The 23519-nt window shown below is 44.4% G+C and carries 20 protein-coding genes and 1 tRNA gene; 16 read left to right on the top strand and 5 right to left on the bottom strand.

All coding sequences use genetic code 11. The features are described from left to right. The 11 genes from Aso01_RS14250 to Aso01_RS14200 all read left to right on the top strand — a co-directional run. Nucleotides 1–181, top strand: a 181-nt coding sequence (locus tag Aso01_RS14250; protein WP_042065549.1) for an EF-Tu C-terminal domain-related protein, incomplete at its 5' end; no start/stop codon positions are given. Nucleotides 182–237: 56 nt separating this feature from the next. After that, nucleotides 238–313 (top strand) — tRNA-Trp (locus tag Aso01_RS14245). Between the two features lie 76 nt (nucleotides 314–389). Continuing rightward, the gene (gene secE, locus Aso01_RS14240; RefSeq protein ID WP_004932360.1) at nucleotides 390–830 is read left to right on the top strand and encodes a preprotein translocase subunit SecE; all 441 of its coding nucleotides are present in this window, start codon (nucleotides 390–392) and stop codon (nucleotides 828–830) included. 7 nt (nucleotides 831–837) lie between these two features. Then, on the top strand, nucleotides 838–1371 hold the full coding sequence (nusG, locus tag Aso01_RS14235; protein ID WP_004932362.1) for a transcription termination/antitermination protein NusG: 534 nt from the start codon (nucleotides 838–840) through the stop codon (nucleotides 1369–1371). A 114-nt stretch (nucleotides 1372–1485) separates the two neighbouring features. Next, nucleotides 1486–1914 carry a 50S ribosomal protein L11 gene (rplK, locus tag Aso01_RS14230; protein WP_004637639.1) on the top strand — a complete coding sequence of 143 codons (429 nt, stop codon included), beginning with the start codon at nucleotides 1486–1488 and terminating at the stop codon, nucleotides 1912–1914. Nucleotides 1915–1917: 3 nt separating this feature from the next. Further along, a complete protein-coding gene (rplA, locus tag Aso01_RS14225) occupies nucleotides 1918–2613 on the top strand; it encodes a 50S ribosomal protein L1 (protein ID WP_004932366.1) in 696 nt (231 codons plus the stop codon). 273 nt (nucleotides 2614–2886) lie between these two features. After that, entirely contained in the window at nucleotides 2887–3393 is a 507-nt protein-coding gene (gene rplJ / locus Aso01_RS14220; protein ID WP_004932368.1) for a 50S ribosomal protein L10, read from the top strand. A 42-nt stretch (nucleotides 3394–3435) separates the two neighbouring features. Next, nucleotides 3436–3804 carry a 50S ribosomal protein L7/L12 gene (gene rplL / locus Aso01_RS14215; RefSeq protein ID WP_004932371.1) on the top strand — a complete coding sequence of 123 codons (369 nt, stop codon included), beginning with the start codon at nucleotides 3436–3438 and terminating at the stop codon, nucleotides 3802–3804. Between the two features lie 308 nt (nucleotides 3805–4112). Next, a complete protein-coding gene (gene rpoB, locus Aso01_RS14210) occupies nucleotides 4113–8201 on the top strand; it encodes a DNA-directed RNA polymerase subunit beta (RefSeq protein ID WP_004932374.1) in 4089 nt (1362 codons plus the stop codon). Nucleotides 8202–8289: 88 nt separating this feature from the next. Then, the gene (rpoC, locus tag Aso01_RS14205) at nucleotides 8290–12483 is read left to right on the top strand and encodes a DNA-directed RNA polymerase subunit beta' (RefSeq protein WP_004932377.1); all 4194 of its coding nucleotides are present in this window, start codon (nucleotides 8290–8292) and stop codon (nucleotides 12481–12483) included. A gap of 169 nt (nucleotides 12484–12652) precedes the next feature. Next, entirely contained in the window at nucleotides 12653–13009 is a 357-nt protein-coding gene (locus Aso01_RS14200) for a YMGG-like glycine zipper-containing protein (protein WP_004932380.1), read from the top strand. Between the two features lie 38 nt (nucleotides 13010–13047). Here the strand turns inward: Aso01_RS14200 and Aso01_RS14195 are convergent, their stop codons facing one another. Continuing rightward, entirely contained in the window at nucleotides 13048–13533 is a 486-nt protein-coding gene (locus Aso01_RS14195; protein WP_004932383.1) for a DUF4442 domain-containing protein, read from the bottom strand. Between the two features lie 120 nt (nucleotides 13534–13653). Between Aso01_RS14195 and Aso01_RS14190 the strand changes: the two genes are divergently transcribed. The 5 genes from Aso01_RS14190 (at nucleotide 13654) to htpG (ending at nucleotide 19584) form a co-directional block, all read left to right on the top strand. After that, the gene (locus Aso01_RS14190; RefSeq protein WP_004932385.1) at nucleotides 13654–14541 is read left to right on the top strand and encodes an alpha/beta fold hydrolase; all 888 of its coding nucleotides are present in this window, start codon (nucleotides 13654–13656) and stop codon (nucleotides 14539–14541) included. A gap of 98 nt (nucleotides 14542–14639) precedes the next feature. Then, nucleotides 14640–16061 (top strand): Na+/H+ antiporter family protein, encoded by a 1422-nt coding sequence (locus tag Aso01_RS14185; protein WP_004932388.1) that lies wholly within the window; start codon nucleotides 14640–14642, stop codon nucleotides 16059–16061. A 305-nt stretch (nucleotides 16062–16366) separates the two neighbouring features. Then, complete coding sequence (locus Aso01_RS14180) at nucleotides 16367–16993, top strand: OmpW/AlkL family protein (protein ID WP_004932391.1); 627 nt, start codon at nucleotides 16367–16369, stop codon at nucleotides 16991–16993. Nucleotides 16994–17205: 212 nt separating this feature from the next. Continuing rightward, entirely contained in the window at nucleotides 17206–17556 is a 351-nt protein-coding gene (locus Aso01_RS14175) for a lysozyme inhibitor LprI family protein (protein WP_004932393.1), read from the top strand. A gap of 102 nt (nucleotides 17557–17658) precedes the next feature. Further along, complete coding sequence (gene htpG / locus Aso01_RS14170) at nucleotides 17659–19584, top strand: molecular chaperone HtpG (protein ID WP_004932396.1); 1926 nt, start codon at nucleotides 17659–17661, stop codon at nucleotides 19582–19584. Between the two features lie 77 nt (nucleotides 19585–19661). Here the strand turns inward: htpG and Aso01_RS14165 are convergent, their stop codons facing one another. The 4 genes from Aso01_RS14165 to Aso01_RS14150 form a co-directional block, all read right to left on the bottom strand. Further along, entirely contained in the window at nucleotides 19662–20531 is an 870-nt protein-coding gene (locus Aso01_RS14165; RefSeq protein WP_004932401.1) for a hypothetical protein, read from the bottom strand. A gap of 129 nt (nucleotides 20532–20660) precedes the next feature. Beyond that, nucleotides 20661–21788, bottom strand: coding sequence for a hypothetical protein (locus Aso01_RS14160; protein WP_370736359.1), 1128 nt, complete (start codon nucleotides 21786–21788; stop codon nucleotides 20661–20663). Nucleotides 21789–22073: 285 nt separating this feature from the next. Continuing rightward, nucleotides 22074–22307, bottom strand: coding sequence for a DUF456 domain-containing protein (locus Aso01_RS14155; RefSeq protein ID WP_004932406.1), 234 nt, complete (start codon nucleotides 22305–22307; stop codon nucleotides 22074–22076). Between the two features lie 429 nt (nucleotides 22308–22736). Next, nucleotides 22737–23429, bottom strand: coding sequence for a DsbA family oxidoreductase (locus Aso01_RS14150; RefSeq protein ID WP_004932408.1), 693 nt, complete (start codon nucleotides 23427–23429; stop codon nucleotides 22737–22739). Nucleotides 23430–23519: the final 90 nt, after the last annotated feature.

Below are 23519 nucleotides of genomic sequence, written 5' to 3'. Positions count from 1 at the left end.
AACTGACGTAACTGGTGCAATCCAATTACAAGACGGCGTTGAAATGGTAATGCCAGGCGACAACGTTGAAATGTCAGTAGAATTGATCCACCCAATCGCAATGGACCCAGGTCTACGTTTTGCGATCCGTGAAGGTGGTCGTACTGTAGGTGCTGGTGTTGTTGCGAAAGTAACTGCATAATCAAATAAAGTTGCATTTCACAAGCCGGGGGTCTAGACTCTCGGCTTGTGTGTCATAGGTCAGTAGTTCAATTGGTAGAGCGTCGGTCTCCAAAACCGAATGTTGGGGGTTCGAGTCCCTCCTGGCCTGCCATTTTTTTTCTAAATAAAAGCTTGATGCTGGCTTAATTGTCATATAATAAGTCGCGAATTCTACGACGAGTACAAAAATGTCGAACGATAAATCGCGTGACGCATTAAGCGACGCGCCAATTCCTCAACGAAACAATTCTGCTGAAGTTGTCACTTCTGCATCTGCATTAGACGTAGTGTTATGGGTTATTGCACTGGCGTTATTGATTGGTGCAGCCATGGTAAATCAATATTTGCCTGCATATTGGCCGCCTGCAACCAGTGTTTGGGTGCGTGTCGCTGTAATTTTGACTTGTATCGTCGTCGCTTTAGGTTTATTATACGCCACCCATCAAGGTAAAGGCTTTGTTCGTTTACTTAAAGATGCGCGAATTGAGTTGCGTCGAGTAACTTGGCCGACCAAGCAAGAAACAGTGACTACATCTTGGCAGGTGCTGTTGGTCGTAGTGATTACATCCATTGTGTTGTGGTGTTTTGACTATGGTTTAGGTTGGTTAATTAAGTTGATTATCGGGTAAAAGAGCTATGAAACGTTGGTATATTATTCATGCCTACTCTGGTTATGAAAAGCAGGTGATGCGTTCGCTTAATGAGCGAATCCAGCGTAGCGCTGTTGCCGATAGCTTTGGTGAAGTCCTTGTTCCAACCGAAGAAGTGGTTGAGATGAAGGATGGCAAGAAACGCAAATCTGAGCGTAAATTCTTTCCGGGCTATGTGTTAGTCGAAATGGAAATGAATGATGAAACTTGGCACATTGTAAAAGAATGTCCAAAAGTGCTTGGATTTATTGGTGGTACTGCTGAAAAGCCTGCCCCAATTACGCAAAAAGAAGCGGATGCTATTCTTGCACGTGTACGCAATACTGGTGAAGCACCACGTCCGAAGACGATGTTTGAACCAGGCGAAGAATTGTTGGTGATCGACGGTCCGTTCACAGACTTTAAAGGAGTCGTGGAAGAGGTACTGTACGAAAAGTCACGTCTTACGTTGACGATTAATGTATTTAACCGTCCAACTCAGGTTGAACTTGAATTTCGCCAAGTCGAAAAAACGGTTTAATTTGAATTGGTTGGAAAGCGCCCGATTTAATCGGGCATTGTTATTACAGTGCTTTGGTGCTGTGAAATGAAAATTGGGGAGCCTCACGGCGTTTGTACCCAGAGGTAATAGATAATGGCTAAGAAGATTGACGGCTATATCAAGCTGCAAGTTCCAGCTGGTAAAGCGAATCCATCTCCACCAATTGGTCCTGCTTTGGGTCAACGTGGTGTAAACATCATGGCATTCTGTAAAGAATTCAATGCTGCTACACAAAAACTTGAAGTTGGTTTGCCAATTCCAGTCGTGATCACTGTGTACAACGACAAGTCGTTCACATTCATCATGAAAACTCCTCCTGCTTCTATTCTTCTTAAGAAAGCTGCGGGTATCCAAAAGGGTTCATCTGTACCGAACAAAACTAAAGTTGGTAAGTTGACTCGTGCTCAATTGGAAGAAATCGCGACTACTAAAGAACCAGATCTTACTGGTGCTGATTTAGACGCACGTGTTCGTACCATCGCTGGTTCTGCACGTTCTATGGGCTTGGAAGTGGAGCTATAAGACATGGCAAAGTTAACTAAACGTCAAAAAGCCATTGCTGCTGCTCTTGAAGCAAACAAAGTTTACACTTTGGAAGAAGCGGTACAAGTTCTTAACAGCCTACCAGCTGCTAAGTTCAAAGAGTCAATGGATGTTGCGGTAAACCTTGGTGTTGACCCACGTAAATCTGACCAAGTTGTTCGTGGTGCTACGACACTTCCAGCCGGTACTGGTAAAACTGTTCGTGTTGCTGTATTTGCTCAAGGCGCTGCTGCTGAAGCTGCTAAAGCTGAAGGTGCTGACATCGTTGGTTTTGATGACCTTGCTGAAAGCATTCAACAAGGTAACCTTGACTTTGATGTTGTGATTGCAGCTCCAGATGCAATGCGCGTTGTAGGTAAGTTGGGTACGATTCTTGGTCCACGTGGCTTAATGCCAAACCCGAAAGTGGGTACGGTTACTCCAGACGTAGCTTCTGCAGTTAAAAATGCGAAGTCAGGTCAGGCGCGTTACCGCGTAGACAAAGCGGGTATTATCCACGCTGCGATTGGTCAGGTTGGTTTTACTGCTGAAGCAATCCGTCAAAACGTTGAAACTTTAGTTGCAGACTTGAAAAAGTTAAAGCCTGCTACCTCTAAAGGTGTTTATATCAAAAAGATCACTTTAAGCTCAACTATGGGCCCAGGTCTTGTTGTTGACGTAAACAACGTTTCAAACTAAGTCTTAACTTAGTCAAGAATTTTAAAGTCCTGATGTTGGATATGGCCTTTGGTTATATCCAACCCATCAGGCGGACTTTGAATTGATAAATGTAAATTTATCAGCGTCAAAGACCTCAGGCGAAGTGAGCTTGTTTGCAAGCGATCTTCTTAATAGACCAGTCTGAGTAGACGCGGTGGTGTGATTTATTCCTCCTCCGCGTGTAAATCGAAAGATTTACGAATTGGGAGTGCACCTGTTTGGGTGCATAAATCACCGTTAGGAGGTTTTACAATGGCTCTTCTTATCGAAGACAAAAAACAGATCGTTGCAGAAGTAAGCGAAGTTGCTTCTAAAGCGTTTTCTGTTGTTGTGGCTAACTATCAAGGTTCTAGCGTAGAGAAATTAACTCAACTTCGTGTTGAGGCTCGTAAGCTTGGTGTAACGACACGTATCGTACGTAACACTTTGGCAAAACGCTCACTCGAAGGTACTCAGTTTGATATCTTGAGTGAAGAACTTGTTGGCCCAACCATTCTCGGTTTCTCAACTTCTGAAGACGACATGGGTGCAGCTGCACGCTTGTTCGAAGAATTTGCAAAAACGAACAAAACATTTGAACTTAAAGCTGCTGCATTTGACGGCAAACTTTATCAAGGTGCAGATGTTAGCGTGATCGCAAACCTTCCGAACCAAGAGAAAGCGCTTACTATGCTTGCCTCTGTTCTTCAAGCTCCTATTTCGAAATTGGGTCGCCTTATTACAGCGCTCAAAGAGAAAAACGAGTCAGAAGCGGCTTAATCCTACTCTCACACCATTCAATATCCATTTGGAGTTTATCTCATGGCTTTAACTAACGAAGAAATCTTAAACGCAGTTGCTGAAAAAACAGTTCTTGAACTTGTTGAATTAATCTCTGCTTTCGAAGAAAAATTTAACGTATCTGCTGCTGCTGTAGCTGTAGCTGCTGCTCCTGGCGCTGCTGCTGCTGCTGAAGAGCAAACTGAATTCAACGTTGAATTGACTTCTTTCGGCGCGAACAAAGTAGCTGTTATTAAAGCAGTTCGTGAAGCAACTGGCCTTGGTCTTAAAGAAGCTAAAGATCTTGTTGAAGGTGCTCCACAAGTTCTTAAAGAAGGCGTTTCTAAAGAAGAAGGCGAAGAGCTTAAGAAGAAACTTGAAGAAGCTGGTGCTACAGTTACTCTTAAGTAATTTCTTAAGGAGTCGATTATTTGATAATCGGCTCCATAAAATGGCTGATGGCTCTTGGGTCATCAGCCTTTTTGCGTTACAATAATCGGCTCGATTTTTGTTTGTTCGAATGTACGAATTCTAATTTTAAGAATAAACAAAAGAATTTCAAACGCTTACCAATATTTTTCGATCTTAAAAATATTGTTAAGCGTTTTGATACCACTTAAAAATTGCAGCATTTGTAAAAGTGGTGGCCATATCGGCCTGCGTAATTCCATCCAAGCTCGTTCTGCAGGCGAGCCTGGTTTACTTTCCGAGGACTCCAGATGGCATACTCATATACCGAAAAGAAACGGATCCGTAAGAATTTTGGTAAATTGCCTAGCGTCATGGACGCTCCATACTTGCTTTCGATTCAAGTCGACTCGTATAGAACGTTCTTGCAAGATGGCAAAACACCAAAAAGTCGCGAAGATATCGGTCTCCAAGCGGCATTTCGTTCAGTTTTCCCAATTGAAAGTTATTCTGGCAATGCTGCTTTAGAATTTGTTGAGTATAGTCTTGGTAAACCAGAGTTTGACGTGCGTGAATGTATTCTTCGCGGGTCAACTTATGCGGCACCAATGCGCGTTAAAATTCGTTTGATCATTAAAGATCGTGAAACGAAATCAATTAAAGATGTACGTGAGCAAGAAGTGTACATGGGTGAAATTCCACTCATGACCGAAAACGGTACGTTTGTGATCAACGGTACCGAGCGTGTCATCGTATCTCAGTTACACCGTTCACCAGGCGTGTTCTTCGATCACGACAAAGGCAAGACCCACTCAAGCGGTAAAGTCTTGTACTCTGCACGTATCATTCCTTACCGTGGTTCATGGTTAGACTTCGAGTTTGATGCAAAAGATTTAGTATACGTACGTATCGACCGTCGTCGTAAGCTATTGGCATCGGTGATCTTGCGTGCCCTAGGGTATAACAACGCTCAAATCCTTGAATTATTCTACGAAAAAGTACCGGTATATCTAGACTTCGGTAGTTACCAGATTGATTTGGTGCCTGAGCGTTTACGTGGCGAAATGGCACAGTTTGACATTGCAGACAATGACGGCAAAATCATTGTAGAGCAAGGTAAACGTATCAACGCACGCCACGTTCGTCAAATGGAAGCTTCTGGTCTGACTAAACTGTCTGTTCCAGATGAGTACTTGTATGAGCGTATCACTGCTGAAGACATCACGTTACGTGATGGCGAAGTGATTGCAGCCAATACTTTGCTTAGCCATGAAGTGATGGTGAAACTGGCAGAAGGTGGCGTTAAACAGTTTAATATTCTGTTTACCAACGACATCGACCGCGGTTCATTTGTTGCCGATACATTACGTGCCGACACCACTGTAGGCCGTGAAGATGCCTTGGTTGAAATCTATAAAGTGATGCGTCCGGGCGAGCCACCAACCAAAGAAGCTGCAGAGAACCTGTTTAATAACTTGTTCTTCTCTTCTGAGCGTTATGACTTGTCTCCAGTGGGACGTATGAAGTTCAACCGTCGTTTGGGTCGTCCATACGAAGTCGGCACAGATCAGAAATCACGTGAAGTCGAGGGAATCCTCTCGAATGACGATATCATCGATGTACTTCGTACATTAGTTGAAATTCGTAACGGTAAAGGTGAAGTCGACGATATCGACCACTTGGGTAACCGTCGCGTACGTTCGGTTGGTGAAATGACCGAAAATCAGTTCCGTGTAGGTCTGGTACGTGTTGAACGTGCAGTAAAAGAACGTTTGTCACAAGCAGAAACAGATAACTTGTCGCCACAAGACTTGATCAATGCCAAACCTGTTGCAGCGGCGATCAAAGAATTCTTTGGTTCAAGCCAGTTGTCACAGTTTATGGATCAAAACAACCCACTGTCAGAGATTACGCATAAGCGTCGTGTTTCTGCACTTGGTCCGGGTGGTTTGACTCGTGAGCGTGCAGGCTTTGAAGTGCGTGACGTACATCAAACCCACTATGGTCGTGTATGTCCGATTGAGACGCCGGAAGGTCCAAACATTGGTTTGATCAACTCGCTTTCTGTGTATGCAAAAGCCAACGATTTTGGTTTCTTGGAAACACCGTACCGTCGAGTTGTAGAAGGTCGTGTTACAGATGATGTGGAATACTTGTCTGCAATCGAAGAAGTAGGCACCGTGATTGCACAGGCCGACTCTGCCGTTGACACTGATGGTAACTTGATGGAAGAGATGGTTTCTGTTCGTCATCAAGGTGAATTCGTTCGCATGCCACCAGAAAAAGTAACGCATATGGACGTTTCTGCCCAACAGGTTGTTTCTGTTGCAGCATCGTTGATTCCGTTCCTTGAACACGATGACGCCAACCGTGCATTGATGGGTTCCAACATGCAACGTCAGGCGGTTCCAACTTTGCTTGCCGATAAACCACTTGTGGGTACCGGTATGGAAGCAAACGTTGCGCGTGATTCGGGCGTATGTGTGATCGCAAAACGTGGCGGGATGATCGAGTTTGTTGATGCTTCACGTGTCGTGATTCGTGTCAATGAAGACGAAATGATCGCAGGCGAGGCAGGTGTAGATATCTACAACCTGATCAAGTACACCCGTTCGAACCAGAACACCTGTATCAACCAGAAAGTACTGGTGAATTTGGGTGATAAAGTTGGTCGTGGTGATGTCTTGGCCGATGGTCCATCAACGGATGGCGGTGAGTTGGCGCTGGGTCAAAACATGCGCGTTGCGTTCATGACCTGGAACGGCTACAACTACGAAGACTCGATCTTGCTTTCTGAGCGTGTGCTTCAAGAAGACCGTTTGACTTCGATTCACATTCAAGAATTGTCATGTGTTGCACGTGATACCAAGTTGGGCGCAGAAGAAATTACTGCCGATATTCCTAACGTGGGTGAAGCAGCACTGTCTAAGCTTGACGAATCAGGTATCGTGTACATCGGTGCCGAAGTGACTGCGGGCGACATCTTGGTTGGTAAAGTGACACCAAAAGGTGAAACACAATTAACCCCTGAAGAAAAACTGCTTCGTGCCATCTTCGGTGAAAAAGCCGCAGACGTGAAAGATTCATCTTTACGCGTTCCATCGGGCACCAAAGGTACCGTAATTGACGTTCAAGTCTTTACCCGTGATGGTTTAGAAAAAGACGAACGTGCACTTGCGATTGAGAAAGCACAGCTTGATGCTTACCGCAAAGACTTGAAAGAAGAATATAAAATCTTTGAAGAAGCGGCGCGTGAGCGTGTTGTACGCTTGTTGACCAATCAAGAATCGAATGGCGGTGGCACCACCAAACGTGGTGACAAACTGTCTGAAGATATGTTGTCAGGTTTAGAGTTGGTTGATCTATTAGACATCCAACCAACCGATGAAGGTATCGCAGAGCGTCTGAGCCAGATTCAAGTGTTCTTGAAAGAGAAGAGCGCAGAGATCGACGAGAAATTTGCAGAGAAAAAACGCAAACTTGCAACCGGTGACGAACTCACAACGGGTGTATTGAAAGTTGTGAAAGTGTATCTTGCAGTTAAACGTCGTATCCAGCCTGGTGATAAGATGGCGGGTCGTCACGGGAACAAGGGTGTTGTTTCTAACATTCTGCCTGTAGAAGACATGCCACACGATGCCAACGGTGTACCTGTTGACGTGGTATTGAACCCGCTGGGTGTACCATCACGTATGAACGTGGGTCAGATTCTTGAGACACACTTGGGCCTTGCAGCAAAAGGCTTGGGTGAGCAAATCGATAAGATGTTGCAACAGCAACGTACGATTGCCGAGCTACGTATTTTCTTAGACAAAATCTACAACAAGGTAGGTGGCGAGCAAGAAGATCTTGATAGCTTGACTGACGAAGAAATCTTGGTGCTTGCAGGTAACTTGCGTAAGGGTGTTCCTTTAGCCACGCCAGTGTTTGACGGTGCTGAAGAAAACCAAATCAAAGAGTTGCTTGAGCTGGCTGAGTTGCCACGTACGGGCCAACAGATTTTGTTTGACGGACGTACAGGTGAACAGTTCGATCGTCCTGTTACTGTAGGTTACATGTACATGCTCAAGTTGAACCACTTGGTTGACGACAAGATGCATGCGCGTTCAACTGGTTCTTACTCGCTTGTCACTCAGCAGCCGCTTGGTGGTAAAGCACAATTCGGTGGTCAGCGTTTCGGTGAGATGGAAGTCTGGGCACTAGAAGCATACGGCGCAGCTTATACGCTTCAAGAGATGCTTACAGTGAAGTCGGATGATGTAGAAGGTCGTACCCGTATCTATAAGAACATTGTAGATGGTAACCACTACATGGATCCGGGTATGCCTGAATCCTTCAACGTATTGACCAAAGAGATCCGTTCTTTAGGTATCAACATTGAACTGAAAAATGGTGACTAAGCGTTAAGCTCGCTCAGATTTTTCAGGAAAAACAGTATTTGTGACCCAGCCGAGTGAGTGAAAACTCCTCGGCATACGGAGAAATAAATTGAAAGACTTGCTCGATATCATGCGTAAGAAAACGGACTCAGACGGTCATACACCGATTGAGTTTGACCGTATTCGTATTGGTCTTGCGTCACCAGAAATGATTAAGTCATGGTCTCACGGCGAAGTAAAAAAGCCTGAAACCATTAACTACCGTACTTTTAAACCAGAACGCGATGGTTTGTTCTGTGCCAAAATCTTTGGTCCAGTAAAAGATTACGAATGCTTGTGTGGCAAATACAAGCGTATGAAATACAAAGGCGTCATTTGTGAAAAATGTGGCGTCGAAGTCACGACTGCAAAAGTTCGTCGTGAACGTATGGGTCACATCGAACTGGCGTCTCCAGTTGCACACATCTGGTTCTTAAAGTCGTTGCCAAGCCGTATCGGTTTGCTACTCGACATGACACTTCGTGATATCGAACGCGTTTTGTATTTCGAATCTTACGTAGTGACTGACCCAGGCATGACACCGCTTGAAAAGTATCAACTTCTCACTGATGAAGAATACTTCAATGCACTTGAAGAACACGGAGATGAATTCTCTGCGAAAATGGGTGCTGAAGCGGTTCAAGACTTGTTAAAAGACATCGATCTTGATGCTGAAATTTCACGTCTTCGTGAAGAGATTCCACAAACAACTTCTGAAACGAAGTTGAAAAAAGCGTCAAAACGCTTGAAATTGATGGAAGCTTTCAAAGAGTCGAACAACAAGCCAGAATGGATGGTGATGAATGTACTGCCAGTACTTCCACCAGACCTACGTCCACTTGTACCACTTGAAGGTGGTCGTTTTGCGACATCTGACTTGAACGATTTGTATCGTCGTGTCATTAACCGTAACAACCGTTTGAAGCGTCTTCTTGACCTTGCAGCGCCAGATATCATCGTACGTAACGAAAAACGTATGTTGCAAGAATCTGTCGATGCATTGCTCGATAACGGCCGTCGCGGTCGTGCGATTACCGGTTCGAACAAACGTCCATTGAAATCTTTGGCAGATATGATCAAAGGTAAACAAGGTCGTTTCCGTCAGAACTTGTTGGGTAAACGTGTTGACTATTCTGGTCGTTCGGTAATTACCGTAGGTCCTACTTTACGTTTACATCAATGTGGTCTTCCTAAGAAAATGGCACTTGAGCTATTCAAGCCGTTTATTTTTGCAAAACTACAAGCGTCTGGTCAGGCCACAACCATTAAAGCTGCGAAGAAAATGGTTGAGCGCGAAACTCCAGAAGTATGGGACGTTCTTGCCAACGTGATTCGTCAGCATCCAGTGATGTTGAACCGTGCGCCAACGCTTCACCGTTTGGGTCTTCAAGCATTTGAACCGATCCTGATCGAAGGTAAAGCGATCCGTTTACACCCGCTCGTCTGTGCTGCGTTTAACGCCGACTTCGACGGTGACCAAATGGCGGTACACGTTCCATTGACACTTGAAGCACAGCTTGAAGCACGTGCCTTGATGATGTCGACCAACAACATCTTGTCACCAGCCAACGGTGAGCCGATTATCGTTCCATCTCAGGACGTGGTCTTGGGTCTTTACTACATCACGCGTGATGCGGTAAATGCCAAAGGTGAAGGCATGATGTTTGCCGACACACACGAAGTGAACCGTGCGCTGGCAACCGGTCAGGTCGCTATTCACGCACGCGTAAAAGTTCGTGTTCACCAAACCGTGATCAATGAAGACGGTCAACGTGAAAAGCAAACCATTGTTGTGGATACCACACCTGGTCGCTGCTTGCTTTGGGAAGTTGTTCCTGAAGGTTTAAGCTTTGAAATGATTAACCTTGAGATGACCAAAAAGAACATCTCGAAGCTGATCAACTCGTGCTACCGTAAGCTTGGTCTTAAAGACACTGTTATTTTTGCCGATCAGTTGATGTATCTTGGCTTCCGTCAAGCAACACGTTCAGGCGTTTCTGTCGGTATGGAAGACATGGTCATTCCACCGCAGAAACAAGCGATTATCGACAAAGCAGAAACTGAAGTTCGTGAAATCGAAGAACAGTTCGAGCAAGGTTTCGTAACCGCAGGTGAGCGTTACAACAAAGTGGTCGATATCTGGGCACGTACCAACGACCAAGTTGCAAAAGCGATGATGGACAACTTGTCTTTCACCAACGTGAAAAACAAGCAAGGTCAAGACGAGAAACAAAAATCGTTTAACAGCATCTACATGATGTCTGACTCGGGTGCCCGTGGTAGTGCGGCGCAGATTCGTCAGTTGGCGGGTATGCGTGGTTTGATGGCGAAGCCAGATGGCTCGATCATTGAAACCCCGATTAAAGCAAACTTCCGTGAAGGTTTGACGGTACTTCAGTACTTTATTTCAACGCACGGTGCGCGTAAAGGTTTGGCCGATACTGCATTGAAAACTGCAAACTCGGGTTACTTGACACGTCGTTTGGTTGACGTTGCGCAGGACTTGGTAATTACCGAGCCGGATTGTGGCACTATGGGTGGTTTGGTGATGACACCATTCATTCAAGGTGGTGACGTGATCGAGCCATTACGTGACCGCGTATTGGGTCGTGTAACGGCGGAAGACGTACGTCGTGCATCTGATGACGAAGTGGTGTTGCCACGCGGTACATTGATCGACGAGAAAATCGCAGCTCAGCTTGAAGAAGCGGGTGTCGATGAAGTGAAAGTGCGTTCAGTGATTGCATGTGAATCATCATTTGGTGTGTGTGCAAAATGTTATGGTCGTGACCTTGCACGTGGTCATCAGGTTAATCCTGGTGAGTCTGTGGGTGTTATGGCAGCGCAATCGATTGGTGAGCCGGGTACACAGTTAACCATGCGTACGTTCCACGTAGGTGGTGCGGCAAGCCGAACTTCTGCAGCAAACAGTGTTCAGGTACGTAACAAAGGTACAGTTCGTTTCCACAATGTGAAAACGGTACAGCACGCGAAAGGTCACTTGGTGTCTGTTTCACGTTCAGGTGAAATCGGTATTGCCGATGAGCTAGGTCGTGAGCGCGAGCGCTATAAACTGCCATACGGTGCAAGCATCTTGCTTAAAGATGGTGAAGCGGTAGAAGCAGGCGGTATTGTGGCGACTTGGGATCCGCATACGCATCCACTTGTGACTGAAGTTGCGGGTAAAGCACGTTTCAGCCAAATTGCGGATGGTGTGACTGCAACATCGAAAACTGATGATGCAACCGGTATGACAACAGTTGAAATCTTGCCAGTGACTGCACGTCCTGCGTCAGGTAAAGACTTGCGTCCTGCGATTGTACTCGACACAACCGATGGTGGCGAACAGTTCTACTTCTTGCCACAAAATACCATTGTGACCGTTCGTGACGGTGAAACAATTGGTGTAGGTGACGTTATTGGTCGTGTACCACAAGAATCTTCACGTACACGTGATATTACCGGTGGTCTTCCACGCGTTGCGGACTTGTTCGAAGCACGTAAACCAAAAGAGCACGCGATCTTGGCCGAAGTGTCTGGTATCGTGAGCTTTGGTAAAGAAACCAAAGGTAAGAACCGTTTGGTGATTACACCTGATGATGGTTCTGAGATCTACGAAGAATTGATTCCAAAATGGCGTCAAATCAACGTGTTCGAAGGTGAGCATGTCAACCGTGGTGAAACCATTTCTGATGGTCCACAAAACCCGCATGACATCTTACGTTTGAAAGGCGAAGTGGCGTTGACCAACTACATCGTGAACGAAGTTCAAGACGTTTACCGTCTCCAAGGTGTAAAAATCAACGATAAGCACATTGAAGTCATCGTACGTCAAATGTTGCGTAAAGTAGACATCACCGATGGTGGCGATACCAGCTTCATCAAAGGCGAACAAGTGGATTACATCCGTGTTGTTCAAGAGAACCAAGCTGTCTTGGCGCAAAACAAATTCCCTGCGAAATTTGAGCGTCAATTAATGGGTATTACCAAAGCATCGCTTTCGACTGACTCATTTATCTCGGCAGCATCGTTCCAAGAAACGACGCGCGTGTTAACCGAAGCCGCTGTAACAGGTAAAGAAGATGATCTACGCGGTCTCAAAGAGAACGTTGTGGTGGGTCGTCTGATTCCAGCCGGTACAGGTTTGGCGTATCACCTTGAGCGTCGTCGTCAGGAAGCGGAAGCGGCAGAATTTGAACTGCACAACGACTTTAGTGACGTTGACCAAGCGTTCAGTCAAGCATTGAACCAAGAACAGTTCTAATCTAAGTAGATTGCAAAAAAGGCACCTTCGGGTGCCTTTTTTTATATCGATGAATTGAATGTGTAAGCAGTTACAAAACTCCTGCATTTTTTTGTAGGAATTAACATTTTGACAAGTATCAATTCACAAAAAATGCTTATGCTGAGTGAAAAGAAAGGAGGATCTTTTCATGAAAAAGACAATAAGTTTAATGGCTACAGCAATCGTTTCAACCGTACTTCTTGCAGGCTGCCAAAATATGAGCCCATCTGATCAACGTATTGGTGCAGCCGCACTGGGCGGTGCCGTTGGTGGTGGTGTGGGTAACCATGTTGGCGGTGGTTTAGGTGCAGGTGTCGGTGCAGCTGCTGGTGCCGGTGTAGGATCAAATGCCAAAGGTGGTAGCCGAAATACCACCACCAGCAGTGCAGTCGGTGCCGGTATTGGTTCAGTGGTCGGTAAAGCCATTTTTGGTGGTGATGGTGGTGCTGCCATTGGTGGCGCAATCGGTGGTGGTGCAGGCGCTGCGATTCAAGAGCGACGCTAAATCTGCCTTATTAAAAGAGACGACTCGGGTCGTCTTTTTTATTGCCGTGATGATTTAGGCTTTTTGCGGCGGATGTATAGCGTTTTATGTACTTCTGCAATACGAATACCAGACTCATCAAATATATTCACCACATAATTACGAATGACGGGCGCATAATTCTCGGCCAATCCTTTAACATGATCAATTTCGTTGGCATCCAGCCGGATATCAGCATACACCGTACTGCGTCCCGGGGCCAGAAAGTGAATCGTGGCAGATTTATCCCAGACAATATATTTAGACCCCAGATGATGCATCAGAATCAGCATGTAAAAAGGGTCAACCATTGAATATAAACTTCCTCCAAAATGTGTACCGACAATATTTTGGTTTTTACGCGTCAGGGGCATTTTGACGCGGATAAAGTAGTTATTCAGGTCGATTTGATCAATCTCAATGCCGGCACCCCGGTAGGGAGAGTAGCGATTGATCATAAACTTGGACACCATGGGTATGGTCTGAAGATGTCTTAAAATATTCATAAGGGTCAATTGTTTTTATATGATGATTATTCATACTAAATAACTATCACTAATCTGGCATTGATGGCAATGCCCAATCCGACTAAAAACATGGTCAATTAAAACAACAAGGACATCGCAATGCATCCTCAGATTTCGACTGTACGCACCACGGATCAACAGACCTTATGCTGTAAAGCATGGGGGCATCCAGAATTACCAGCGTTGGTACTGGTACACGGCTATCCTGATAATCAGGAAGTGTGGGAGCCGATTATACAAGAACTGATTCAGCACTTTTATATTGTGACCTATGACGTGCGAGGCGCCGGACAATCGAGTGTTCCCAAAAAAATCCGAGATTATCGTATGGCGCAATTGTCTCTGGATCTGGAGGCGGTAGTAGATCAGGTTTTAGAAGGGCGACCTTTTCATTTGGCTGCCCATGACTGGGGGTCATTGCAATCGTGGGAATCGGTGACAGATCCAAGATTTAAAGATCGGATTTTATCGTACACCACCATTTCGGGGCCGTGTCTGGATCATGCAGCACACTTGCTGGGCAGTGAACTGAAAAGCCAGCCGTTCAGTGTATTAAAAAAGCTATCAAAATCATGGTATATCGCGGCGTTTCATCTGCCATTTCTGGCACCGTCGGTGTGGCATTTCTTTACCCCACAGAAATGGGGAAAAGTGCTGAGTAGGTTAGAACGCAAGCAAGATTTACCACTCAATCCGAATATTGCACGTGATGGCAAATATGGCATTAACTTATACCGTGCCAATTTTATTCCTGCAATGCGTCATCCGCGCAAGCGTTTTGCGCAGTGTCCTGTACAGGCCTTGGTACTTAAGCACGATGCATTTGTCAGCCCTGAATATATTTTAAACGAAATGCCAAACTGGGTTGATCAGTTTGAGTATCAGGAAATTAACGGCAATCATTGGGCCGTGTTGAGCCAGCCGAAATTAGTCGCCGGCCATATTGCACGCTTTGCCCAGCAGCATCATGTTGAAAACACCCTGTAAAAGCCCATGAGTATTCCGACAAGATAAACCACAGTCACAGCCCATGCATGGCATGAATCTGCTAAAATATCGCCTTTTATTTTACCTGACCTTGATTCATGAATGCTGTTGTTATTGCGATTGCCGTGATGTTTATCTTGTCACTGGCACGAGTCTCTGTTGTTTTAACGTTGGTGATTTCTGCTGTTGTGGGGGGATTGGTCGCAGGCTTAAGCTTATCCGATACGGTTCAGGCTTTTAATGCTGGACTAGGCGATGGTGCCGAAGTGGCGCTTGCCTATGCGGTTTTGGGTGCATTTGCCTTGGCATTGTCCAAATCTGGATTACCAGATTTGCTGGCGCATAAACTGATCGGTTTACTGGGGATGGAAGCCAGCAAAAAGCGCGAGAAAAAAGTGAAGTATTTATTGCTGAGTATTTTACTGATTGCCGCGATTTTTTCACAAAACCTGATTCCGGTCCATATTGCCTTTATTCCGGTGCTGGTACCGCCTTTATTGCAGGTCATGAACCATCTAAAGCTGGATCGTCGTGCTGCGGCATGCGTACTCACATTGGGCTTGGTCGGAACCTATATTTTCTTGCCTGTGGGTTTTGGTGCCATCTTTCTTGAACAGATCCTGATGGGGAACATCAATAAAATTGGCGCACAGTACGGCTTGCATGTCGAACGCTGGATGATGCCGATGGGAATGGCCATTCCGGTTATGGGCATGGTTCTGGGAACACTGGTGGCAGTATTTATCAGCTACCGTAAGCCACGCCATTATCAAGATCGTGCTGTCGCCCGCGTGACCACAATTGACCTAGATAAACCGCTTCGTGCCGAAGCGCATGTCACGCATTCTCTTGCCGAAGATGCAGAAGAACTCAAGCAAGAAGCACAGCACGTGCCGTATATTTCCAAGAAAACCCTATTCATGGCGATTTTAGCCATCGCGCTGACCTTGGTTGCACAGTTGTATTCAGGATCGATGATTTTAGGCGGATTGGTCGGTTTTGCCGTGTTGTCTACCGCGGGCATATTCAAATGGCAAGATGCCGATGATGTGTTTGTACAAGGGATGCGGATGATGGCATTGGTTGGCTTTATCATGATCTCGGCTGCCGGCTTTGCTTCGGTGATGACCCATACCGGTGATATCAACCAGTTGGTCAACGGCGTAGTGCATCTGATTGGTGATAATCATGCTTTGGCTGCATTCCTCATGCTGTTTATCGGTCTGTTTGTCACGATTGGGATTGGTTCATCGTTCTCAAGTGTACCTGTACTGGCTGTGATTTATGTACCCCTCTGTGTACAGTTTGGTTTTTCACCACTTGCGACCATTGCACTGATTGGAACCGCTGCGGCATTGGGTGATGCGGGATCACCTGCATCTGACTCAACCTTGGGCCCAACGGCAGGACTGGGGGTCGACGGTCAGCATGACCATATTTGGGACACTGTGATTCCAACATTTATTCACTTTAATATTCCTTTACTGATCTTTGGTTGGATTGCAGCCATGGTGCTTTAATTTATTTATTAACGCGTGAATATAAATCAGTATCTCCTGATTTATGTTCATGCGAAGTTTAATTTAACAACAAATAAAACCTGATTAAAAAGGTTGGAATAAATAAAAAAATCAGATTAAATTAATTGGAATTAAATCCTGATTAAAATAATAAGAATTAAAAATAAAACCAAGTAATTTTGTATGAATTAAAATAATTTTATTATTAATCATTGGTTTAAAAATAATATTAAAATATATTAATTCTCTATATTGCATTTAAATAAAATCAATGTTTATTATTATAAAAGAGATAGGGGATAATCATGTTTCTTAGAGTTTTTGTTTTATCTTTGCTAGGTATTTCAGCGTCAGTATTTGCTGGCGAATGGCAAGTTAAAGTGGGTGCAAGTGTTTTGGCACCTTCAAGTGATCATAATACGATGGCCGATGGGGCTGTCACTGAAGCGAAAGCCGATCATGCATTCAGTTTTACACCATCAATCGAATATTTTTTTGCCAATCGCAATATTTCTTCCGAGCTTTTATTGGCGACGCCCTTTAAACATAATGTATTGGCACGTGTCGCGGGTGGAGCGCCTGAAACGATTGCGAGCTTTAAACAGTTGCCACCTACACTCACGGTGAAATATCACTTTAAAAATTCTACTGGATTTACGCCATATGTCGGCGTAGGTGCAACCGCACTATTGGCATGGGATGAACAGACCAAAGGTTCACTTGCAGGAACTTCATTAAAGGCAGAACACGCCTATGGGTTTACCGGTCAAGTCGGGTTTAATTTCCAGCCGGCCGATGCAAAACATTGGGGTGTTTTTGCCGATGTGCGTTACGCTGATATTGGTTCTGATTTGAAATGGAATGGTGAAAAAATTGGAACACTTGAAGTTAATCCGTGGGTATATAGCGTAGGTTACAGCTATAAGTTTTAATTTAAGTATCAACCATAGCGCAAAATAATAAAAACCATCATAAAAATAACAAGAGAGATAACGGCAATTAAAGGTCTTATTGGAGAGCATAAGACCTTTTTATTTTTTTATAGTGAGATACACAGTGTCACATTTTGTGTAGAAACTTTACCCAATGCCACATTTGAATTTTTTAAGCTAAGTATATAAAGCCTTAAAATGAGAATTAAAATATGCGTCGTTCAGCTTTTATCATGTTCACGTGGTGTGGTTTGATGTTTGCGGGTGCGGCTTCTGCTGCAAGTTTTCCCTGTGAAAAAGCCCAGCTTCGCTCGGAGAAAACCATTTGCCAGACTCGCTCACTCAATGATGCCGATGTAAAAATGGCCACCACCTACGCAATTGTATTGCATGCATTGCCTATGGGAGGGCGTGATGCCGAAAAAGGCATGCAGTATCAATGGCTCAAACAGCGCAATACTTGCGGTTCAAACACGGGCTGTTTAAGTCGAAGCTATGCATCGCGTCAGCAACACCTCGATGACATCATTCAAAATCGTGTTTTGAGTCATGGGCCATTCTAATTGATCAAAAAATCTTTAGGATTACCATTGAAAATTCATCTAGGCACTCCAATACATAGCACATTACATAACAACATGTTGTGATCTATTAAGGAGTGTCCTATGAGTGAGCAAACGAGCACATCACAAAATTATAGCTTTCAAGCCGAAGTTGCACAGTTACTGCATCTGGTGACCCACTCACTGTATTCGAATCCTGAAATTTTCTTACGTGAGTTGATTTCCAACGCGTCCGATGCTTGCGACAAACTGCGTTTTGAAGGCATCAATCATCCGGAATATTATGAAAACGATTCGGCACTGCGTGTGCGCGTGCGTCTGGATAAAGACAACCGTACCTTAACTATCAGTGACAACGGCATTGGCTTGAGCCAGCAAGAAGCGATTGACAACTTGGGTACGATTGCTAAATCGGGAACCAAAGACTTTATGTCTAAGCTGACCGGCGATCAAAAATCTGATGCACAATTGATTGGTCAGTTTGGTGTTGGCTTTTACTCAGGCTTTATTGTGGCCGACAAAATTACGGTAGAGTCGCGTCGTGCCGGGTCGGATGCACAAGACGGTGTGCGCTGGATTAGCGGCGGAACGGGTGAATTTGAAGTACAGCAAATCACCAAGGATTCACGTGGAACCGACATCATTTTGCATTTGCGTGACGATGCACTGGACTATTTAGAATCTTGGAAAGTTAAGCAGATTATTAATAAATACTCTGACCACATCAGCTTGCCAATCGAGATGCAAAAAGAAGTATGGCAACAAGAAGAAGCTGCTGAGGGAGAAGAAGCGAAACCGGGTCAGTATGTGAAGACTGACGAATGGGAAGCCATTAACTCGGCGAGCGCATTATGGACACGCAGTAAAAGCGAGATCACTGACGAGCAGTACATCGAGTTTTATAAAAATGCAACGCATGATTTTGAAGCACCGCTTGCATGGACACATAACCGCGTAGAAGGCAATACCGAGTACACTCAGTTGCTGTATATTCCGGCCAAAGCCTCACAAGATATTTTTACCCGTGAAGCCAAAGCAGGGATTAAGCTGTATGTGAAGCGCGTCTTTATTATGGACGATGCGGATAACCTGATTCCAAACTACTTACGTTTCGTTAAAGGTGTGATCGACAGTGCCGATTTACCACTGAACGTGAGCCGTGAGCTGTTACAAGAAAGTCGTGATGTCAAAACCATCCGTGAAGGCAACACGCGCCGTATTTTGAATGTGTTGGATGGTTTGGCAAAGTCTGAAGATGAGAAAGATCAGGAAAAATTCAAGACCTTTTATGCCGAATTCGGTTCTGTACTCAAAGAAGGCTTGGGTGAAGACTTTAGCAACCGTGAACGTATTTTAAAGCTTTTGCGTTATGCAACTTCGACTAACGATGAGATCAGCACTTCGTTTGCCGACTATAAAGCGCGTATGAAAGAGGGCCAAAAAGCCATCTACTATGTTACGGCAGAGAGTTTAAATGCAGCCAAACATTCTCCACAGCTTGAGTTGTTTAAGAAAAAAGGCATTGAAGTCTTGTTGATGTCGGAGCGTGTGGATGAATGGGCAATGAACTTTGTGCATGAGTTTGACGGTGTGGCACTGCAAAACGTGTCGAAAGGTGCGGTTGATCTGGGCGATCTGCAAGATGCCGAAGAGAAAAAAGCACTTGAAGAAGCTGCGGAACAATTCAAGCCAGTGGTTGATAAATTATCGGATTCACTCAAGGCAAAAACCAAAGAAGTGCGCGTGACTACACGTCTGGTCGATTCGCCTGCTTGCTTGGTGACCAGTGACGGTGAACTTTCACCTCAGTTGGTTCGTATGCTGAAACAAGCAGGGCAGCCTGTACCTGAAAGCAAGCCAATTTTAGAAATCAATCCAGCGCATCCATTGGTACAAAAGCTCGAACATGCAGCGCAGTTCGATGATCTGGCCAATGTCATCTTTGATCAAGCCGTGATTGCTGAAGGTGGTTTACCGGAAGATCCAGCCGCTTATGTAAAACGTATCAACAGTTTGCTGCTAAGCTAACAGTAAAGCCCCGATTTCGTATCGGGGCTTTTTTTAATTGTGGATAACGTCAAACTTATCCACAATTCTCATCGATACTAAAAATTGGCCTCAAAACTCATTTGATAACTAAAGTGATAGCCATTTTGATCGGTCAGATCATCGGTATAATTCAGATCATTTTGCATAAATAACCAGTTACGCCATAACGGGCGTCGCCAAGACAAATAAGGGCCCCATTGGCTCAGAAGTACATCTTTCTTCTGTTTTTCATAAATTCCTGAGGTTAATACACCATAGGTCACTTTATCTTTACCGCTTAAACTGAGCTGATGAAAGGTGGTATTACGCCATGTAAAATCTTCATCCTGTGTTTTGGTCACATTAAACTGGCTGGCAAATAGCGTGCTGTCGCTCAATTTTTGTTTGAGATTCAGATTGGTTTCACTGTAATTTTTACTGCTCGAACCGTAGCGGAATACTTGCTCGGTATCTAAATCTAAATGATGCATCAATACCCATTTCTTTTTAGCCAGAAACTGGACATAGACATCTGAACTTGAATTTGCACCCAAATCGAGATCATTGGAAAAAGGCAATAGGCTTGAAAGTGTCGACCAACTGGCTGAAAAAGGGTTGGGTGCGGTCGACTCGGCCCGATGTGTTTTTGAGTTCTTTTTGGTTTTGCCAAAGCGTTTGACGGGCGGCGCATAATGCTGCTGCGTGCGTTGCCACAATGAATCTTGTCCAAAGACTTCAAGTAAACGTTGATTTAAAACTTGAGGATCTTCAAGAGACGATGCAACCTCAGACACTGATACGTTGCTTTCGGTTTCGCAGTGCTGATCAGAAGATCTGACCAAAAGATACTTTAAAGACGAACCATTACTCAGCAATTGCATGCCGTAGTAAATGCTGAGCATGCCCATTGTGATAAAACTTAAAGAGATCACATGCCGTTGAGTCATCGTTTAAAAAAACATAAATCATGAACGGCACACTATAGGCAATCAAGCTTAATAAATGCTTTAAGCTCAGACCATTGCTCAGTTATATCACTGCCAAATTAAACCGTATTTGGCAGCCAGTACATCGACTTAAAAAATAGCTTCCAAACGTACAAAGGTACTCAGATAATGACTACGATCTTCACGATGATCATTGAGATAATTGAGATCACCTTGCACATAAAACCACTCCCGCCACACGGGTTGACGCCATGACATAAACGGCCCCCAGCTATTGAGGCGTAAATCGTTGTCGTTGTAATAGCCGCCCATATAAATGCCATAGTTAAAGCGCTGATTGGCAAAAAACTGATGCTGACGAAACAGGCGGTTGTCCCACCACCAGTCATCTTCTTGTTCATCGGCATGTGTCAGGCTAAATTGATTCGACAAAAAAGCTTCGTTTGGGCGAGCATGGGTGAGTTCTAAGTTGGTTCGGAAATAGTTTTTGCTGTCGATACCGTAGCGATAGATTTGTTCGGCATAAAATGAAAAATCATTACGTAATACCCAAGCGCGTTTGGCTTTAAGTCTGACATAAATGTCATCGCCTGAGCGAATCCCTAAATCGGCATCGGTTTCAAAGGGCAGTTTTTTCGCAAAATCTGACCAGCGCAGAGCAATGGAACTGTTGTTGTCTCTGGTCTGGCGGGTATCGAGGCGCTTGTTATCGGCATTGGGTTCGATGTTGGTATTGGCAATGTTATTTTCAAACTCGTTATCGAGCGACTCATCCCCAAACACCACACTAAAGCGACGTTCTAAAGTGGGAAGCTTAATTTTACCTCGAATACGTGGTTTGACTTCAAAACCGTTATATTTATCCCAGTAATTATCCAGCATCACACGTAGCGTGGCATTAGCGGGTTTATTGGGGTCGATATCACCAAACCAGTCATCAATTTTAACTGAAGTATGATCAGCCCAATCGCGAATTTGTTTTTGCTTACGATCCGCCCAGGTTTTGTTTTCGGTTTCGTTCACTGACGGCACCATGACCTGATCGGATTCCTTCGGCAGCATGGTCGGCATGGCATCTACCCATGCCGGAATATAATCCAGAAGATTCTTTTCATTACTTTGATTTAATTGCCGAAGTTCGACTGGATAGGCCACTGATGTGGGAGGAATGTCTGGATTACTCGGTAAAACCAAATCAGCGCTGGCTGTGCTGGTTACGGTACTTTCGGCCCAAGCAGATGGAAGGCCGGCACCAATCAAACACGTTGAAACCGCCCCGAAAATCCATGCTTTTTGTTGTGTTTTCATCATGTATCAAATCGTTATTATCAAACTTATACTGGTCACTGTTGTTGATTTGGCATGTAAAATCAAGACCATCAACAAAATAAAATAAATTTAATAACATAAGCCTCTTTAACTCAAGCATGATTCAGGCTTTAATCAAAAGGTTGCTTGACACGCATAGAAAAATGCCCCTCATTTGAAGGGCATATTGATCATGAAATAAATATGATGATTAAACACAATCATTGATTATGATTAAGCTGTTTTAGCACAGCGCCGAGAATAGAGTTTACCTGCAACTCCCCCAATCAGGGCACCGCTAAATGTACCAAATACTGGCAGGACACTGCCTGCAACAGCACCAATCACAGCACCTTTAACCGTTGGAGAAAAGCGAGATTTTTTCTTCGCTACAGGTTGCTCCGGTTGATCAGATGGTTCAACAGAATTAAGTGGGCGTGCTGTGTCTTGATTCTCTAATGTCGTCATTGTTTATCCCTCTTGTTTAAAATACAGATTTGATTCGATGTCGCGCCAAAGCGAACGAATCATATTGCTTAAACATTCATCTAAACACAAAAGCAGGGTGTGCGTGTGGTGAACATGTTAAGTTCGCAAGGGCTTCAGTTAAAAATGACAATGTTTGATTACAACAGCAGATCTCTTGGTAATTCACGTTAAGCTATGTAATAAAAATGCAATAAAAAAGCCTTCTAATCCCTAGAAGGCTTTTTTAAGAAAAAGTTCTCAATGATCGAGAGCAAAATAAGAAACTACAGCGCATGAATACAATAAATTCAAGAGTTGTATCTTAAAAAGAAAGTTCTGCCATGTATAGTCATATTTTTGCAACGCTGCATTGCAGTTTTGCTTAATAATTGTTCAATAATCGTGAAATGTGCTACACCACAAATTTGATTAGTGATTTGTATCACATTTTTCATCTGAGCAGGTATTGGCATCTGTTGGCGATTGCTGTTCAATTTGTGCCAAGCTCTGATTGAGAACTTGCAGAAAAACTTCACGCGGCTGTGCACCTGAAAGTGCAAATTTTTGATCGAACACAAAAAAAGGGACACCTGAAATATTCAGTTGCTCATGCGCGATTTTCTCATCGTGACGAACAAAGTCAGCCAACTCGTCACTTTGCAGTACGTATTCGACCTCGGCATGATCTAAGCCGATCCGTGATGCAATCTCTTCAACCACTTCGCGTTCGCCAATCGCTAAACCTTCGGTCATGTAAGCGTGAAAAAAGGCTTCCTTGGCCTGATTGCCCAAGCCTTTGCTTTGCGCAAGGTGAATGATGCGATGCGCATCGAAGCTGTTGCCAGAGTTGGCTTTTTGCCATTGAAAATCAATCCCTTCCTCGGCTGCCATTTGCGCAATGTTTTGCTGCATCTGTTGCATCTCCTCGACACTTCGACCGTATTTTTTGGCCAAGCGTTCGGTATTTGAGGTGTCATGATGTGCCGGTGCATCTGGATCAAGCTCAAAACTATGCCAGTGAATGTCCAGTTCCACTCCAGCTTCGGCAGCCACATGCTCAAGGCGTTTTTTACCAATATAACAAAATGGGCAGACCACATCGGACCAAATATCTACGCGCATAGTAACATCTCAAAAAATCACAGATTCTCCATCATAAGCATGAAATAATCAGAGATAAAGGCATAAAGATGTAATTGCCTGTTGCGTCGT

This window comes from Acinetobacter soli (assembly GCF_000760595.1).
Taxonomy (GTDB): Bacteria; Pseudomonadota; Gammaproteobacteria; order Pseudomonadales; family Moraxellaceae; genus Acinetobacter; species Acinetobacter soli.
This window is presented reverse-complemented; position numbering and strand designations above follow the sequence as displayed.